General features: G+C 39.2%; 11 protein-coding genes. 5 read left to right on the forward strand and 6 right to left on the reverse strand.

Translation table 11 applies throughout. The features are described from left to right. The first annotated feature begins 152 nt into the window (after positions 1-152). Positions 153-578, forward strand: coding sequence for a DUF4124 domain-containing protein (locus AC1EU0_RS03300; RefSeq protein ID WP_480300510.1), 426 nt, complete (start codon positions 153-155; stop codon positions 576-578). Positions 579-630: 52 nt separating this feature from the next. Here AC1EU0_RS03300 and ubiT read toward each other — a convergent pair whose 3' ends face one another. Next, the gene (ubiT, locus tag AC1EU0_RS03305; protein ID WP_480300511.1) at positions 631-1,131 is read right to left on the reverse strand and encodes a ubiquinone anaerobic biosynthesis accessory factor UbiT; all 501 of its coding nucleotides are present in this window, start codon (positions 1,129-1,131) and stop codon (positions 631-633) included. 137 nt (positions 1,132-1,268) lie between these two features. Between ubiT and ubiU the strand changes: the two genes are divergently transcribed. Both ubiU and AC1EU0_RS03315 read left to right on the forward strand, forming a co-directional pair. Continuing rightward, the gene (ubiU, locus tag AC1EU0_RS03310) at positions 1,269-2,270 is read left to right on the forward strand and encodes a ubiquinone anaerobic biosynthesis protein UbiU (protein WP_480300512.1); all 1,002 of its coding nucleotides are present in this window, start codon (positions 1,269-1,271) and stop codon (positions 2,268-2,270) included. Positions 2,271-2,496: 226 nt separating this feature from the next. Beyond that, a complete protein-coding gene (locus AC1EU0_RS03315) occupies positions 2,497-3,351 on the forward strand; it encodes a U32 family peptidase (RefSeq protein WP_480300513.1) in 855 nt (284 codons plus the stop codon). 40 nt (positions 3,352-3,391) lie between these two features. On the opposite strand, the gene AC1EU0_RS03320 is transcribed toward AC1EU0_RS03315, so the two are convergent. After that, entirely contained in the window at positions 3,392-4,102 is a 711-nt protein-coding gene (locus AC1EU0_RS03320) for a CatA-like O-acetyltransferase (protein ID WP_480300514.1), read from the reverse strand. A gap of 432 nt (positions 4,103-4,534) precedes the next feature. Here AC1EU0_RS03320 and AC1EU0_RS03325 point away from each other — a divergent pair, with 432 nt between their 5' ends. Continuing rightward, complete coding sequence (locus AC1EU0_RS03325; RefSeq protein ID WP_480300515.1) at positions 4,535-7,306, forward strand: DUF2339 domain-containing protein; 2,772 nt, start codon at positions 4,535-4,537, stop codon at positions 7,304-7,306. Between the two features lie 178 nt (positions 7,307-7,484). Here AC1EU0_RS03325 and AC1EU0_RS03330 read toward each other — a convergent pair whose 3' ends face one another. The 4 genes from AC1EU0_RS03330 to AC1EU0_RS03345 form a co-directional block, all read right to left on the reverse strand. Continuing rightward, entirely contained in the window at positions 7,485-8,693 is a 1,209-nt protein-coding gene (locus tag AC1EU0_RS03330) for a metallophosphoesterase (RefSeq protein ID WP_480300516.1), read from the reverse strand. A 374-nt stretch (positions 8,694-9,067) separates the two neighbouring features. After that, on the reverse strand, positions 9,068-9,823 hold the full coding sequence (locus AC1EU0_RS03335) for a hypothetical protein (RefSeq protein ID WP_480300517.1): 756 nt from the start codon (positions 9,821-9,823) through the stop codon (positions 9,068-9,070). 52 nt (positions 9,824-9,875) lie between these two features. Beyond that, a complete protein-coding gene (gene ggt / locus AC1EU0_RS03340) occupies positions 9,876-11,660 on the reverse strand; it encodes a gamma-glutamyltransferase (RefSeq protein ID WP_480300518.1) in 1,785 nt (594 codons plus the stop codon). 292 nt (positions 11,661-11,952) lie between these two features. Beyond that, positions 11,953-14,580, reverse strand: a complete 2,628-nt coding sequence (locus AC1EU0_RS03345) for a TonB-dependent receptor plug domain-containing protein (RefSeq protein WP_480300519.1) — start codon at positions 14,578-14,580, stop codon at positions 11,953-11,955. Positions 14,581-14,855: 275 nt separating this feature from the next. On the opposite strand from AC1EU0_RS03345, the gene AC1EU0_RS03350 reads away from it, so the two are divergent. Beyond that, positions 14,856-16,187: a sodium/glutamate symporter gene (locus AC1EU0_RS03350; RefSeq protein WP_480300520.1), complete on the forward strand. Its 1,332-nt coding sequence runs from the start codon at positions 14,856-14,858 to the stop codon at positions 16,185-16,187. Positions 16,188-16,455 lie beyond the last annotated feature (268 nt).

Consider the following 16,455-nt stretch of genomic DNA (forward strand, 5'->3'; position numbering starts at 1 on the left):
CTTTTCACTCGAACAAAATAAGCACAACCAGTCTATTATTCACACAAATACTGTATATTTCCTGTCAAAAATGAATATTTCTTTTCTATCTAATAGTCGCTATCATCAATAGTGACGTTTTTTCATGCTAAACGGAATTTGGATAACACCTTATGCGACTTCTATTGATTTCAGTGTTTGCTCTTTGCTTCTGCTCTCTTTTAAGTAATGCAGCTGTTATTTATAAATGGGTAGATAAAGATGGCATTACCCACTTTAGTGAAGTACCACCTAAAAGTGTCGAGTTTGTAAAACTCTATTCCGAGGATATTGAACCTGAAAAAATTGGTAGCGTTTCTTTATCTAAAGGTAAAGATGAAGCAAAAACTACTGAGTCTGAAATTATTAAACAACAACAAGTGCAGTCTGAAGAAGTATGCAAACGAGCTAAGTACAACTTAAAGTTGCTACAAACTCATACTCGTTTGCTTAGAAAAGACCAAAAGACCGGTGAATCTGTTTCTATAACAGAAGATGAACGTCAAGCTTCAATCAAACAGGAACAAAAACGCATTCAAGCATTTTGTTCAACGAAGTAACGACAGCTTTGTATGTCGGTAAACACAGTAACGACAGCTTTGTATGTCGGTATTAACTCACTTTGGCTTTGAGCTGGTTTACAAAGCTAGATAAATAAGTAACACCATTTCGCATCAATGCTGGCTGTTCATCCATTTCGATGCTGAGTAACAGGTTTTTAACTTCAAGCCCTAATTCTGTATCACCTTCAATCGTCAATTGTCTTTGGAAGAATAAAGTATCGGGATCTTCTTTCGCTGCCGCAACGTCAATCAGAGCATCTGAATTTGCGCTAAAAGTGACATCAGCTTGTTGAGACTGTCTGATCAACCATTGCCCATCGAAACTCACATCAAAGTTAAAATTAAAGTCAGTTACTTTGATTGCAACCCATTTACCTTCAAGGAACTCCAACTCATCATCTTCCATTTGATCCTTTAATAGATGATTTAGTACTTCTTTGATCATCTTTTGCTTGATGCTAAACGGAATGAATGTGTGCACCTGTTTGCCAACTTGCGGAATTCGAACAAGAAGTTGCTGTGCGACAGAAGATGGTAACTTTGAAAGCATTCTTTACCTGTAATTCATTACTTATATTGGCAGCAAGTGTAGCCTTAATTTATCAAGCGAAACCTGTTCTACATCAATTCTTGTAAAATCAATTCCCATTAAACTGCTTGGATTTTAAAATACTTGAGAAGTTTACTATGGAATTACTTTGTCCAGCAGGTAACTTGGCTGCGCTTAAAACAGCATTCAATGCTGGCGCCGATGCTGTCTACCTAGGATTAAAAGATGATACCAATGCTCGCTCTTTTGCTGGGCTTAATTTCAGCCCTAAAAAGTTACAGCAAGCGATATCAATTGCTAAGCAAATGGGTAAGCAGATCTTCCTTACTATTAACACCTTTCCAAAACCCACTGAAGAGCACCGATGGTATCAGGCTGTAGATATGGCGGCTGACTTAGGTGCTGATGCGCTAATCGTTGCCGATCTATCCCTATTAGATTATGCCCATAGCAAGCACCCACAACTACCACTACACCTATCGGTTCAAGCCAGTGCTACTAATCTAGGTGCGCTGACGTTATATAAAGAAGAGTTCAATATTGAGCGTGCTGTCCTGCCTAGAGTGCTTTCAATGAAGCAAGTACGTGACCTTGCCAAAATAAGCCCTGTTGACCTAGAGGTCTTTGCCTTTGGTAGCTTGTGCATTATGGCTGAAGGGCGCTGTCATTTATCTTCTTATGTTACAGGTCAATCGCCTAATACGGGTGGCAGCTGCTCTCCAGCTCAACATGTGCGCTGGGAAGAAAAAGACAATAAACAATCGACACTACTCAATAACGTTTTGATTGATAGCTCTTCTAAAGATGAACAGATGGGTTACCCCGTTGTTTGTAAAGGACGCTATCAAACAGAAGAACAAGAAGAGCCAGAGTTTATGTTGGAATCTCCCACCAGCTTGAACACACTGAGCTTGTTGCCTGAATTAGGAAAAGCAGGCATTGCATCATTGAAAATTGAAGGTCGCCAACGGAGTCCTGCTTATGTAGAGCAAGTCACTCGCGTCTGGCGTAATGCCATTGATACTTATATGAATTCTCCCGAATCATATCAATGTCGTAATGAATGGAATGCCGCTTTAGCTAAAGTATCTGAGGGTCAAACCACTACTTTAGGTGCTTATGAACGCAGTTGGCAATAATGGAACCTAGAAAAAACAGTTAGACGATTAAAGTAGTTTAAAAATATTTTACCTAAAAGAACTGAAATTCTAAGCATTCTTATACTTGTTAAAATTGTCGCTAGCGGCGTTACGAATCTTACAGGTAAGAACCATTACCTGTAAGATTCAAGCCTTGCGAGCAACAATTTTTCCTACGCCTAAGAAAGCTTCTAACTACTTCTTCTAGGTTTCGGAGAAAAAGCAAATGAAAATCAGTTTAGGGCCTCTTTTATACTTTTGGCCAAAAGAAAAGGTATTCGAGTTTTACCAAAAAGTAGCAGAAAGTTCGATCCCAGTCGTTTATTTAGGTGAGGCTGTATGTACTCGCCGCCGTCAATTGAAGTTTAACGATTATTTAGAGCTGGCAGCCATGCTCAAGCAAGCCGGAAAAGAAGTCATTATCTCAACTTTGGCTCTATTAGAAACCCCTTCAGAGTTTACTGAACTCAAACGCCAAATCGAAATCTGTGGTTTCGAAATCGAAGCCAATGACTTAGCCGGAGTGCATGTTGCGAAAGAAGCCAATATTCCATTTACCTGTGGCACTAGCATTAACAATTATAATTTAGCCAGCTTAATGAAAATGCACCAATGGGGTATGAAACGTTTCGTCGTTCCTGTCGAATTATCAAAAGATTGGTTAAGCAAAGTCATTACTAGTAACGGTGGAACATTACCGTTTGAAGTTGAAGTTTTTGGTCATGGTCATGTACCTCTCGCCCATTCTGCTCGCTGTTTTACTGCGCGACATAAAGGTATAGCGAAAGATAATTGCGAAACCGTTTGTATTGAATATCCAAAAGGATTATTGACTCAGACTCAAGAAGATCAACCACTATTACGTTTGAACGGTATTCAAACTCAAGCAGCAGCCTGCACCGACTTAAGTGATGAAATAGAAGAAATGAAAGCTATGGGCGTAACTCATTTTCGTATTTCACCATCAAGTATGCGCAGTATTGAACTTGCTGAAAGGTTAATAAAAGGTGAAGCGATAGAGAAACCTTTGAATCCATGTAATGGCTATTGGAAAGGCGAAGCTGGGATGGAACTCTCTTAAACAGAAAGGGCAGAAGTTTCGATTCTGCCCTTTTTTTAGATTAATTCAGTTTGTGCTTTGGCACTTCAGTCAAATAAGCATTCAAAGTGTTAATTAATTTATCTAACACATACGGATCGCTATTGGCATGATCAAAACTGATACTTAAAGGTACTGAAAGTACGCCGTTGTTGTTTCTTCTTTTGCCGAAGTAGAACATTGGTCTACCGGTTTTTATTCTATTGCGGTGTAAATTCAGTGCTGAGAAATCTAAGTTTGGTAGGTTACCGATGAACGGGCAGAGTGCCCAAACGTCTTGAGGTAAGATTTCTAATTGCTGATCTGTGTTATCTACTGCGGCTCGATAATAGCTGGCAAACTCTTTCCAACTCATTGAACTTGTGTCTTCCAACACAACATCTTTAAATCTCAAATCACCACCAACGGCAATCGGAGTAAAAATAGGTAAATTATCGAATCGATACCACTCACCACCGATATTACGACTTGAGAATGTCCATTGAGATTTTAACGCTCTGGCTAAACACCAAATCATAAAGCCTTGAAATGAAGCTCCATGCTCATGCTGGTAATTGAGCTCATAGTTCTCACGAATTTGAGTGATATCCAAATCAATGGTCATCGAAATGTATGGGTCGGTAACATGTTCATCATTATGAAAATATTCCATCGCCCATTTTTGATAGTAACTTACTTCCTGTTCGTTTAATTTCTGTCCATGATAATTTTTTAGAATCTGTTCTAGGGTCATTATCAGTTTTACTTTTTCAGAGTTTTTATCACAAAATGTTTTCAATAAATAACAACAATGTTTCCATTAATACAACATTGTCATTTTGACCGTGATCTTAATCACTTTAGCCTTCAAACAAATCGTACCAGAGCTGTTTTGCGAGCATTTCTTTAATACCGCATGGAACTTATTTTTTACAAAAGCAAAAATATATTAACAATTACAACAACTTTATCTTTCGTCTTTAGTAGAAAATAAAATTTTCAAATCGAAAATCTAGCCAAGAAGGAATAACATATAACTTTTACTTATTGGAAATAACCATTTACCTCGAATTCAAAATCAGCGATAGAAAAATGCCTTCTGACTTCAACAAGCTTATGAAAACACTGAATAAAAAATAAACCCATGATAATCTAGTACAAACAATCAACAATAATGGACGTTGTAATGAATAAGGACATTGTTCAATTACAAAGTGAGTTAGACAACATAAAGGCTGAGTTTTCTGAGCGAGTCGGCCAACTTGAGCGCCGAATATCGAGCTTAACTGAACCAGAAATTGAATCGATTGATGAGGATATCCTCAATCCCCCAACAGAGACGGTGAGTTTTAATGTCGCTGCTCACCATTCACCAGAAATTGGCAAAGCTAAAAAAGAAAAACCACCTGTTGATTGGCTGGCTTTTATAAGACCATTTTTAGCCATATTGTTTGATTGGTTTAGCCCCGTTGTTCAGGTTATTGAATCATATAAACGCAAAGGGCAACTTCCCTTACTTATTTTAACCCTCGTCGGTGCAGGGCTGGTACTTTCAGGCTTCGGTTATCTCATGCAATGGCTGATTGCTAGCTTAGGATCTGGCGGTAAATCATTACTTATGGGATTAGCCGCAGTTTTAGTGATTATCATAGGTTTAACAATACGCAAGCGTACTCAATTTGATGAATTTGCTAATATCATTATTGCATTAGGGATTTTAATTGGCTTTAGTACTGTATATTTTGCAGGGAGCGTGTACCTGTTATTCTCCAGCAGCATCGTTATCGGTTGTTATTTGGGTATCGCATTCATCAGTCATGTATTAGCCTACCACTTAAATACCAAAATTTTAACGACAGTGGGGTTAGTTGGCTTCACGATAATGCCAATGCTCTCAGGGGCGTTATTTTTTGATCCGACACTTTATCTACTGTCTCTTATTGCGCTCAATATTAGCTGCTTATGGCTAGCATTTCGCCTTCATATTTCGTGGTTGCCTTTAGTTTGTCTCGTGTTCTCGGTTATTGCGATTGAATATGCAATATTGAATTACCAAACCATGCCATCGCCATTGTTAATAAACAGCTTTTATTGGCTATTTTCTGCAAGTTGGTTGTTCAATATATCAAAGCAGCAAGAGCTCACACACAAGCAAGTTCACTTAATGTTGACCATCATTGCCGCAAACATCACTTTATTATTGCAGTCAGATTTATTTTCAAGTTTAGAGCTAACCCTGTGTTTGAGTTTAAACGCATTATTTTCTGTTGGGGTCGCATTAACCAATAAGCCTAAATTAGAAGATAAAAGCCGTTTATTGGTTTGGTTGAGTGCTGCTGTTTGGATTGCATTAGCGGTTATTGCTTGGCTTGATGCTCAATTTTGGGGAATTGCTTGGGGAATTGAAGGTTTACTGTTCCTACTTATTGGCACTAAATTTAGTTCTGTTTCTCTTTTACGATCCGGACATGCGTTAACCTCTTTAGGCATTATTACTTGTGTTATCGCATTAGCTCCCTATTTACCTCAGCCAGCAATACAAAGTGTCACTGGCTGGGTACTCATTTTAATGATTACCGCATTGCTCGGCATTTGGCTGAGGTTACAAACCAGAGCTCAAGAGTGGAGTGATCGTTTCAGTAATACCCTGCTACTTCCTACCCTACAAGTACTCGAAACACTATGGCTGATAATTGTTGCCTTATCGGTAATTGATCTGTTCTTAGAGCGCTGGGTGGGAGCTTTAGTCATTCCTTTACAATTTGCAATACTTTGGCGTTCAAGGAAATATAATCACACTTGGCTAGATGCCTTAGCTATTTTATTGACCCTGTACCCTCTGATCATTATCGAGTACTCCATTAATGAAGTGAACAGTCTCCGTTTCACATTATTGCCAGACTATGGAAAAGCGGCTGTTATTTCGATATTTGCACAGCTTTGGTTGTGGTCTGAGTTTTATCGTCGCTTTGAGCCAAAGCATAAATTTAAAACGCTATCGGAAAATGTTCGCATTGTGTTTTATGCCTTACTTCCGGTTTGTTGGGTTGGCTCTGCATTCCGTCATATTGAAAATGATATATTTGCCATCTTATGGGTATCCCCACTATTGGCATTGTTTTTATCCAGCAAAATAAAAAATCGATGGTTGGATATTGAAGCGAAGGCACTATTGATTTTATCCGCAATTGCCAGTGTACTTTTGATACCAGAGCAAGCACCACTTCAAGCCATTGTAGGCATAAGTGGATTGCTGTTTTGTTACGTCTTAGGGTATCGCTACTTATCTCAGCACAACCAACACTCTACTCAATCATTTATTTTAGGTTGTGGTTTGATGTGTATGAGCTTTCTTTTCTCTACCTTTATCGGAGAAATAACTAACAGTTTCCGGGTTGGTTTTAATTTATTTTCAGCTTATTGGTTATTCGCTTTTTATTTAATGAATTCATTCAATGATTTGAAAAAGCATCAAATGACGATCAGCATCATTCTATCTTTAAGCTTACTGTTCACATGGGGGTTATTGCTTGTCGATTACCATTACATAAGTGTCATTGTATTGATGATGGTTACGGTGCTTTATAGCTACAACAAACATTTTAAAGCCACCTTTTGGGGACAACTTGGGAAACAACATAACACATTAGTGTTGAATGCATTACTAAGTATTAGCTATTGCTGTTTTGTGATTGGTTTACCTAACGATAATTCCCACTTTTTGATTGCCCCTTTGCTTGTCATTCATGGCATCACCCTGTTATTTAAAATAGAAAGAACCTTGATTAATATTCGATATTGCTTTGCCATTATCTTTACTGGCATTACCAAAATAGTGCTTTTAGATGCTAAAACCGAATTAGAGTGGCAGAAGTTCGTCTTGTTTATTGGAGTGGGAGTTGTGTTGCTAATTTCAGCTTTTGTTTATCAAAAGCTTCAGCCTGCTGTACGTGAGTAGTCGAGTAACAAAGTATCAAACAGAGCGAAACACATTTGGACATAAATGATTTATAGCTATGATTTTTTACTAACAGCTACTATTAGAAAAAATATCATTAACAATGAGAGCAAGCACATAAAATTCGTACTTTATTTCGAATGTTATGTGCGACAAACTTCGATGTTTTTTAATAAACTTATAGTGATTCAACTTGTTTTAATGAGAATCTGTTTCCGTTGCTATCAACTCGCCACAACAAATTATCTTCAATTAATAACGCTTCGCTACTTCCTCCAGCGTGGTCTACATCTACGCGAATTACTTTTCCACCGTAATCATAACTAACATGCTTAGCAATGGTATGTCCTATAGCTATTCTGTTAACTTCAAATGCTTTAATAACCGATTCCACATGCTTACCGTCAGCTTTCTTGCCGAGGTCATACTTACTCATATCTTTTGCTAAACCACGGTAAAATAAAACACCCAGAGAGCCATTTATAGTACCGCCTTCTTCTGTTCTTCGTATTGAGTTATTTAACGTAAAATTATTTTTTGCCTCTTCATCAATAGACTGTAATGTTGGCTGTAACTTCAATACTTCTGAAGAAACACCACCATGGGTAAATAGTGTATCCCCAACCTTTAGTATTACAGGCTTACTTCTTAACCAAAGTCCTAGTTCTGTTTTCTCACTCCACAGATCTTGAGAAGATAATCCCGTAACCCTAGCGGTGCCCCTGTACTTTTTATTAGTAGATTTCATTCTACCATCTAATAAATAGCGCTCATGATTACCCAAAACATAATGAACATATCCACCTGCTGATTTAGCTTCTGCTTCAAGTTTATAAATCAACCAAAGTGTTGGTAATACATTATTCCCTCTATCAACCATATCACCTATAAAAACTAAATGGCCTGAGCCGTATTTCCAGTTAAAAGAGTCATCTATTACGTTATTACTCTGTAAGAGATTTATTAATGCTTGGAAATTTCCTTCGATATCAGAAATGGCTAAAACTTTTTCGGGTTGTGGTATATCTAACTCTGAACGTTCGTAGTGATTACGGAGAGGGACAGTAAATGTTGTATTAGCCTTGTCATCGACAATAACTTTTACTTTATTGGTAATGTTTTTTTGTTCTAAGTTAGACGGAGTTAAACCATCTCCACTAATAGATAAAGAGTAACGGTTATCTGCATTTCTGAATACATAAGGTCCATCTTGACGAACAGGAATGTTTTGATATTGCAGGAAGAGCCACTCATTAGTCTTGCTTGAGTACCCTATAGATCGCCCATCGTGGATTCTGATACCGTGACCATAAATCCGACTTAAAGCCGCAATACCTAATATAGCAACTAAAACTAAACCACAAAAAACTATTAACAACTTTTTCAATTTATCGCCTCTTATCCTTAAGTAGAAAACTATATAAATGTGTGCAGGCTAATCAATAAGCATTTCTCATTAGCGTATTTAACCTAGTATCCAAACCGTGTCAGGCATAACTTAACTTATTTAATGATTGAAAATAATACTTTGCATGTTACATTTTTGTAACTAAAAGTGAGGGAGCCAACAAGTGATGAATTAATGCACAACTTGTATGTTTGAACTATTAAAATAGTCTTCTAATAAATTGCCATTACTAAGCAACTTTGGGGAAGAAATAAGCTAGAAAACAATAAATTACAAAACCACAAGTCATCTAGCATGATACTTTATTCCAGCACTTCCAGTAGCTTATATGTTGCCCGATTAAAACATATATTTTACTTACGATAGCTGATTTCGACTTTGGTCATGCCTTCTTTTTCTGCGTATTTTTCACCACGCATATCTTCAATCATCACATGTGGCGTTGTGGTGTAATGCTTAAAGTCTCGAAGAAAGTCGAACGTATCTTTGGCACTTTCTAAATAAATAACCCCATTATCCATCGAAAAGCGCTTGTAACTGCCTACCTTAGGCGCATAGAAATCAATGACCTTATCAATAGGTTCATTAATGGCAATCACAATAACAGGTAAGGAGTCTTGTCCCATTCCATCAGGAAAATGACTGATCACTTTATGCCCCGGATATAAAGGCAAAGGCACTTCATTTGGGTCAGCATACTCAGCATGCATTTTTAAGGCTGTATTGATAGAGTCAGCCAAATATTCGAGCGAGTCATCAGCCGCCGGCTCTTCTTGCTCACATTGGTTGATCTTGCTTTCTGAAAGATTGAGTTTGGATTTGAGTTTATCCATCACACAATCACCGTAAATTTGGGCGTACTCTTCAAATTGATCATGTGAAATGTCAGTTGGAACTTTGGTTTGACACGCAGGCTTCGCACCACTTAACGCCTGATCAAATTGACTTTCTGTTATTCCCAAACATTGTAATGAGGTGGTTTGCTTTAAAAACACAAAGTTGGCATCCATCATATTCATTAAGCTTTGCCTTGCTGAAGCAAAGGCTAAAGATGAAGCAGATAGTGCCAAACTCATTATGCACGTGACAAGTTTCGTCCTTGAAGTCATAACATTCCCTTATTTATTAATCACCCATACAATACCAGAATAGAGCAAATACTCAAAAGCCTATTGCAGCCGCCCCCGGACGTCTTGTATCTGCCGAGCCATAAAAGTATCCGTCTTTGTACATAATGGACTGGGTACTGCCCATTGAGTTTTTAGACGTGACGACTTTGTGCCCTTTCGCTTTCAACAGTTCAATGGTGTCTTTGTTCAACCCTGGCTCAATAAGGATTTGATCTGGTAACCATTGGTGATGTACTCGCACTGCATGAGTCGCTTCAGCAATGTTCATATCGTGATCGATCACATTAAGAGCGACTTGCATAACCGTTGTGATAATTCGACTTCCACCTGGGCTTCCCGTGACTAAAAACGGTTTGCCGTCTTTCATCACGATTGTTGGTGTCATCGAACTTAGCGCACGCTTTTTAGGTGCAATGGCATTGGCTTCACCACCTACTAAGCCATAACCGTTTGGTGAACCCGGTTTCGCTGAAAAATCATCCATTACATTGTTAAGTAAAATGCCTGTTCCTTTGGCGATAATCCCAGAGCCATATGAATAATTAAGGGAATAGGTGTTTGAAACTACATTGCCAAACTGATCCATTACCGAGAAATGAGTGGTATCAGGGCTTTCTGGCAGTGGTGGTGTACCCGGATTCACATCTTTAGAAGAACGCGCTTTATCCATAGTGATCTGAGCCATAGTTTGCTTGGCGTACTTTTCACTGGTTAACCATTTGATTGGAATGTTATTAAAATCAGGATCGCCCAAATGTTTACTTCTATCGGCATACGCTTGACGCATAGTTTCACTCATTAAGTGAATGGTGGCCGCCGTGTTATGACCCATAGATTTCAAATTGAATTTTTCAAACACATTGAGCATTTGCGCGATATGAACACCGCCTGAGCTTGGAGGTGGCATAATGACTAAATCGTGATTGCGATAGCTTGTTTTAATAGGTTCACGCTCGGCGACCACATAATTAGCCATATCCTTTTGGGTAACTAAACCATTGCCTTGTTTCATATCATCAGCGATGCGTTTAGAGATTTCACCTTTATAAAAAGCATCTGGGCCCTTTTTAGCAATTTGCTCAAGTGACCATGCGAGATCTTTTTGATAAAGAGTATCGCCCGCTTTTAACGGCGTTCCGTCTTTTCTGAAGAAGATACTCTTTGCTTCGGGATCTTTTCCTAAGCGCTTGGCGGCATAGACTAACGAAAAGGCTAAATCGTCTGTCACCTTGATCCCATTTCGTGCTAACTCGATGGAGGGTTGTAGTACCTCTGAAAGACTCATAGTGCCGTGTTCTTTTAAGGCTTTAGCAAACGCAGCCACCGTTCCCGGTACACCAAACCCTTTACGGGTGTAACGTACTGAATGTTTATCAACACTGCCATCAGGCAGGATATACATATCACGGCTAGCCGCAGCAGGTGCCATTTCTTTGTAATCCAGTGCGACAAATTTATCTTTTTCGGCAAGGTACACCAACATAAAGCCGCCACCAGCGATGTTTCCGGCTCTAGGTAACGTTACCGCCAACGCAAAACCAACCGCAACAGCGGCATCAATGGCATTACCACCGCGTTTTAAAATATCAACACCGACTTGTGAAGCTAATATTTCTTGGCTGGCTACCATGCCATTTCGAGCAATAACAGGATGAACAATGCTGCTGTATTCGAGTAATGGTGGCGCACTTTGAGTTGTTGGTTTGCTTAAGGTTGTTGAATGGGTGTTTTGATCAGCAGCAACTTGGCCTGCTGTAAACATAAAAGCGGCCGTCAATAACACTGCCGTCTTTTTGAATCCTTTGGATACTGTCACAATCTTTTCCAATTTTATTATCTTTGTTAATTTTTTAAACAAATGCTATCACTAAAAACAAAAAAGAAACCAGCATAAAATCTGGTTTCTTTTTCATTAAGTTTAATTACGAAAACTTAAACATCGTCAATGGAGCAATAGTGTGATTAGACAACCGTCCGTGACAGGATGTCACGGTCGTCTGCACATGGCCGTTCTTGCACATCCATGTGCTTCACGGCATTCAGGCTTCCTGCCTATCAGATGCGCTTCCGTTGACGTTTACACTATTGCTCTTAACCATTTACGATATTTAAAAACTCAAACTCGCTCTTAAATATACATATCGACCTTGGAAGCCATAAGGTGAAAAGTTGGCATACGGAATAACGTAATCAAATTGGCTTGGTGCTTTACCCGCTTTTTGATCACGCTCTATCGCAGACGTTGGGTATTTATCAAATAAATTATTAACCCCAAGACTCGCTACTAAGTTTTCTGTAATGTTATAGCTAGCTTCAGCATCAAAAATAAACGCTTTATCGACCGTAACATCTGAATCACTTACTCGACCCGGTTGCGTCAACTCACCATAATAATTGGTACGTAACATTAGGCTAAGCGCATCTTTATTCCAGTTAGCGGTCACATTCGCTTTTTGTTTTGGTGCTGCATTTTCTAAACGAGCACGTTCTCGACGAGCGAATAATTGATCAGAGGTAAACAATGATGACGGTCCTGCCGTGTTTAATACTTCACTAACTTCAGTTTTATTGTAGTTAAATCCAGTAGACAGCTTCAAATCACCCGACAATGCCTCAGTTTGATACGCAAGGTTGATATCAACCCCCTCTGTTTTGCTATTCACTCCGTTGATAAAGAAACGGATGGCATTAATACCTTCAATATTGTTTTCAGCAAAAACCTTTTTTACAATTTCTCGTTCGGCATCATCATCACCAAGTGTTTCCGATAAAACGACTCTATCGTCAATATCAATACGGTAAGCATCAAGGGTTAAATTTAAATTCTCTTGGATGTCCCAAGTAAAGCCTAAGCTGTAGTTAGTGGCTTTTTCTGCATCTAACTGTTTACCACCCAATGCTCTCGCAGCTTTGCTTGTTGCTGCAACGGTTCCAATCTCAAAAGCAACGCCTTCAATAAAGTTAGTGTTGGTTGATGTATAAAATTGTTGTTGCAGAGATGGCGCTCTAAAACCTGTACTGAATGAACCGCGAATCGCAAAGTCTTCGGTCAAGTTATAGCGAGTCGCAACTTTTCCATTGGTAGTGCTGCCAAAGTCAGAATAGTTTTCATAGCGGGCGGCCAATACTAAGTTCCATTTATCCGTTAAATCAGCATCAACTTCTGCATAAATTGCTTTCGAATTGCGGCTCTTATCAACTTCACTATTTTTTGAGAAGAACAAAGAACCTTGTGCAAATAAGCGGTTGGTTGGATAAACCGGGTTACCTTTATCATCAAAAATCGGCTTGCCATTTTCATCCAAAGATGGACGATTGGTATAAGCTTCGACGTCACCTGAGCGGATTTCATAGCTATCTCTGCGGTACTCAGCACCAACAGCAAAGGCGATGGGTGAATCTAAAAAGTCCACATCATAAAATCGAGAAAAATCGACATTGATAACATCTTGGCCTGAACTTAGCTTACCGCCATAAAAGCTGGTTGGAGTATCAAGCAGATAAGTAACGTTCGCGGTATTGGTATTGTTGTAGCCAACGCTATTTTTTCCGGTTACCACACTGGCATTATAATCCCATTCACCAACACCACCTTTAAAGCCTGCTAATAGTGACCAATCATCAATATCAGCATGAATTCTTGGCGTAAACCCGTCTGGATAAATCTTTTGGATCAAAAACGCTTCATCAGCCGCTTCACGGAAAAACGCACCAGAAACTGATTTACGATTTTGTAGAGTGAAAGTCGAATAAAGCTCACTACCAGAATCAAATTCATAACCTGAACTAGCAAGCACTGAATATGACTCACTTTCTGGCGCACCAAAGAAGAAGCGATCACGGTTTGTGGTTATTTCACGTTTATCAAATGAACCATCTGGATTTTTAGCGTAAGTATCACCATCATCCAAACCACCACGATTCGTTGCATTAGCGTTGTTATATTCAGCGGTGAGGTTCAGATAACCCGTTTCTAGGAAACCAAAACCCGCATTAGCGGCTAGGTTAACTGTCTCCCCGTCTTTACGGGAGATATCTTTACCATATATCCCAGCTACTCGACGACTGCCATTAGCAACAACGTTACCATCGGCATCCGTTTGTACGCCTGTTAACTCTGGCACGCCATCCAGAGTAGTAATATTTTGGCCTGCAGATAGGGTAAAAATGCCACCTTCGGCATCTTTTTTAGTAATGATGTTAATCACACCCGCAATCGCATCTGAGCCATATTGGGCTGCCGCACCGTCACGCAAAATTTCAATGCGTTCAATAGCTGCAGATGGAATAGCATTCAAATCGACCGAGACAGAACCACGCCCAGCAGAACCATTTAAATTCAACAATGCACTTGAATGAAAACGACGACCGTTAAGTAATACCAACGTTTGATCTGGTGCTAATCCTCTAAGCGAAGCAGGCTTAATGTGCTCAGTACCATCAACTAATGATGGTTGAAAATAGTTAAAGCTCGGCACTGCGTTTTGCAGCTGGCGGTTCATATCAGTAAAACCACCTTCTTTAAGTACGTCTGCCGATAACACATCTACTGGTACGTTACTTTCACTGATGGTGCGACCAATACGACGAGAACCCAATACAGCGATGCGTTCTACTGCTTCACCATTTTTTACTGAAGTATCTTCCACTTCGGCGGCAGCTGTAATGGTTGATGTAAGTGATAGCCCCAGTGTCGAGACAATACCAAAGGTAATTTTTGATAATGAAAATTTCATTAAGCTTTTTGCTCCATTTGTAGTTTTTGTTTCCCGACACCAAAACAAGGAAAGAGTTAAATAAGATGTTAAAGCGGGTGTTTATTTTTTGTGATTCTATCAGCACACAATTGAAAAAATAACGATAACAAATGGTTCAATTTGTTATTTGATATAACTAAAAAAACATTAAACAGAACTTTTATAACAAAAACAGATAAAAAAATCAGAGGATTCCACCATTATTGTCTTAATGATATGATCAACAAAACAACAAAAAAGATAACATAATAATCATGAGTTTAACGGTTTGGGAGCTGGCAACTGACTTTGCTATTGCCAGTGCATTAATCCTATTTTGCAAAGTTATTCGTGTAAAAATCACTCTTTTTCAAAAACTCTATATGCCGGTAGCAATGATGGCAGGGCTATTAGCGCTGGCACTTGGTCATAATGGTTTTGATATATTGCCCCTTTCAGAAGCCAGCTATGGTGGAATGTTGATCACCGTTATTTTTGCTTCTTTAGGGTTAACCACAAGCTTTCCTAAAGCCGATACCTTGGTCCATAGGACAGGAAAACTCCTAGCCTTTAACCAGATCATTACTATTTCTCAGTGGCTATTTGCCATTATCGTTGGGGGATATGTTTTACAGTGGATTTGGCCAGAGTTACCAAAAGCCTTTGGATTGGTAATGCCATCTGGCTTTATGGGGGGGCACGGTACCGCTGCTGCCGTCGGTGGCACCTTAGCTGAGCACGGCTGGAATGACGCATTAAGCTTAGCCTTAACTGCAGCAACTTTTGGAGTGTTTTTGGCCGTACTTGGCGGCCTGGCCATTATCAATATTATTTCAAGATTGGGTATAGTCACCCACATACGACGCTTTGAAGAATTAGAAGCGCACTTTCGTAAAGGTCTCATACCTGATGAAAAACGAGAAAGCATTGGCGTAGAAACCGTTTCATCTTCTTCTGTCAACGCTTTTACGCTTCATATCGCATTAGTGGGAGCAGTGGTCGGTTGTGCTTACGCTCTCGCAACCTTTGCATCATCATTTAGCCAGTTTGTTTCTGTACCCACTTTTGCCAGTGCTTTTGTCCTTGGTTGTCTGTTTCGTGTGGCATTGAAAGCCTCAAAAGCCGACCTTCATTTTGATAATAAACTTTTAAGCATGACAGCGGGATCTGCCACTGATTATTTGGTGTTTTTCGGGATTGCCTCTATCAAGCTCAGCGTATTAATTAGCTTTGCTGTCCCTTTTGTTTTACTGATGCTATTAGGAATTGCACTTTGCCTATTTCTTACTTTCGTTGTCGCTCCAAAGCTATTTGGTGATAAATGGATTGAGACCGGATTATTTTCTTGGGGTTGGATGACAGGTACAGTAGCGATGGGGATTTTGCTATTAAAAATAGTTGATCCAAAAGGAAAATCAACGGTAATGGATGATTACGCTATTGCTTACCTCCCCGGCTCTATTGTAGATATCTTAATAATATCTTTGATCCCAACATTAATTATGGCGGGCCAAATCAATGCTGTTATTGCTGTACTAAGCACCTATTTAGTGATACTTGCATTAGTGGCCTACAAGCTTAGGGGGCGATCCCAATTAGATTTTTGATTTGCTGCTGTTAATTTTGTGGTTAAACAAGGCGGAAAATGTGCGATGTAGTTACTCTACATAAACATTTGACAACGCAGTTTAAACACAAAATAAACGCAGCCCTTCGGGTTACGACTAAAATTCGCAAACTCTTCGTTACTCATCTTTCGTTTAGTTCACTAAACTTCATTCTTCGTGCCTTGATTTTGCGAATTTTAGGCTGTAACAAATCAAAAAGTCTTTAATTGGGAACGCCCCCTAGGCAGCAAACATAATTATTCAAAAC

The organism is Parashewanella sp. 2210YD4-3 (genome assembly GCF_056591735.1).

Excerpts from the sequence above, each read along its gene's own strand:
- AC1EU0_RS03300 (WP_480300510.1), top strand. The coding sequence starts at position 153 with ATGCGACTTCTATTGATTTCAGTGTTTGCTCTTTGCTTCTGCTCTCTT.
- AC1EU0_RS03350 (WP_480300520.1), top strand. The coding sequence starts at position 14,856 with ATGAGTTTAACGGTTTGGGAGCTGGCAACTGACTTTGCTATTGCCAGT.
- AC1EU0_RS03335 (WP_480300517.1), bottom strand. The coding sequence starts at position 9,823 with ATGACTTCAAGGACGAAACTTGTCACGTGCATAATGAGTTTGGCACTA.
- AC1EU0_RS03345 (WP_480300519.1), bottom strand. The coding sequence starts at position 14,580 with ATGAAATTTTCATTATCAAAAATTACCTTTGGTATTGTCTCGACACTG.
- ubiU (WP_480300512.1), top strand. The coding sequence starts at position 1,269 with ATGGAATTACTTTGTCCAGCAGGTAACTTGGCTGCGCTTAAAACAGCA.
- AC1EU0_RS03325 (WP_480300515.1), top strand. The coding sequence starts at position 4,535 with ATGAATAAGGACATTGTTCAATTACAAAGTGAGTTAGACAACATAAAG.
- AC1EU0_RS03315 (WP_480300513.1), top strand. The coding sequence starts at position 2,497 with ATGAAAATCAGTTTAGGGCCTCTTTTATACTTTTGGCCAAAAGAAAAG.
- ubiT (WP_480300511.1), bottom strand. The coding sequence starts at position 1,131 with ATGCTTTCAAAGTTACCATCTTCTGTCGCACAGCAACTTCTTGTTCGA.
- AC1EU0_RS03320 (WP_480300514.1), bottom strand. The coding sequence starts at position 4,102 with ATGACCCTAGAACAGATTCTAAAAAATTATCATGGACAGAAATTAAAC.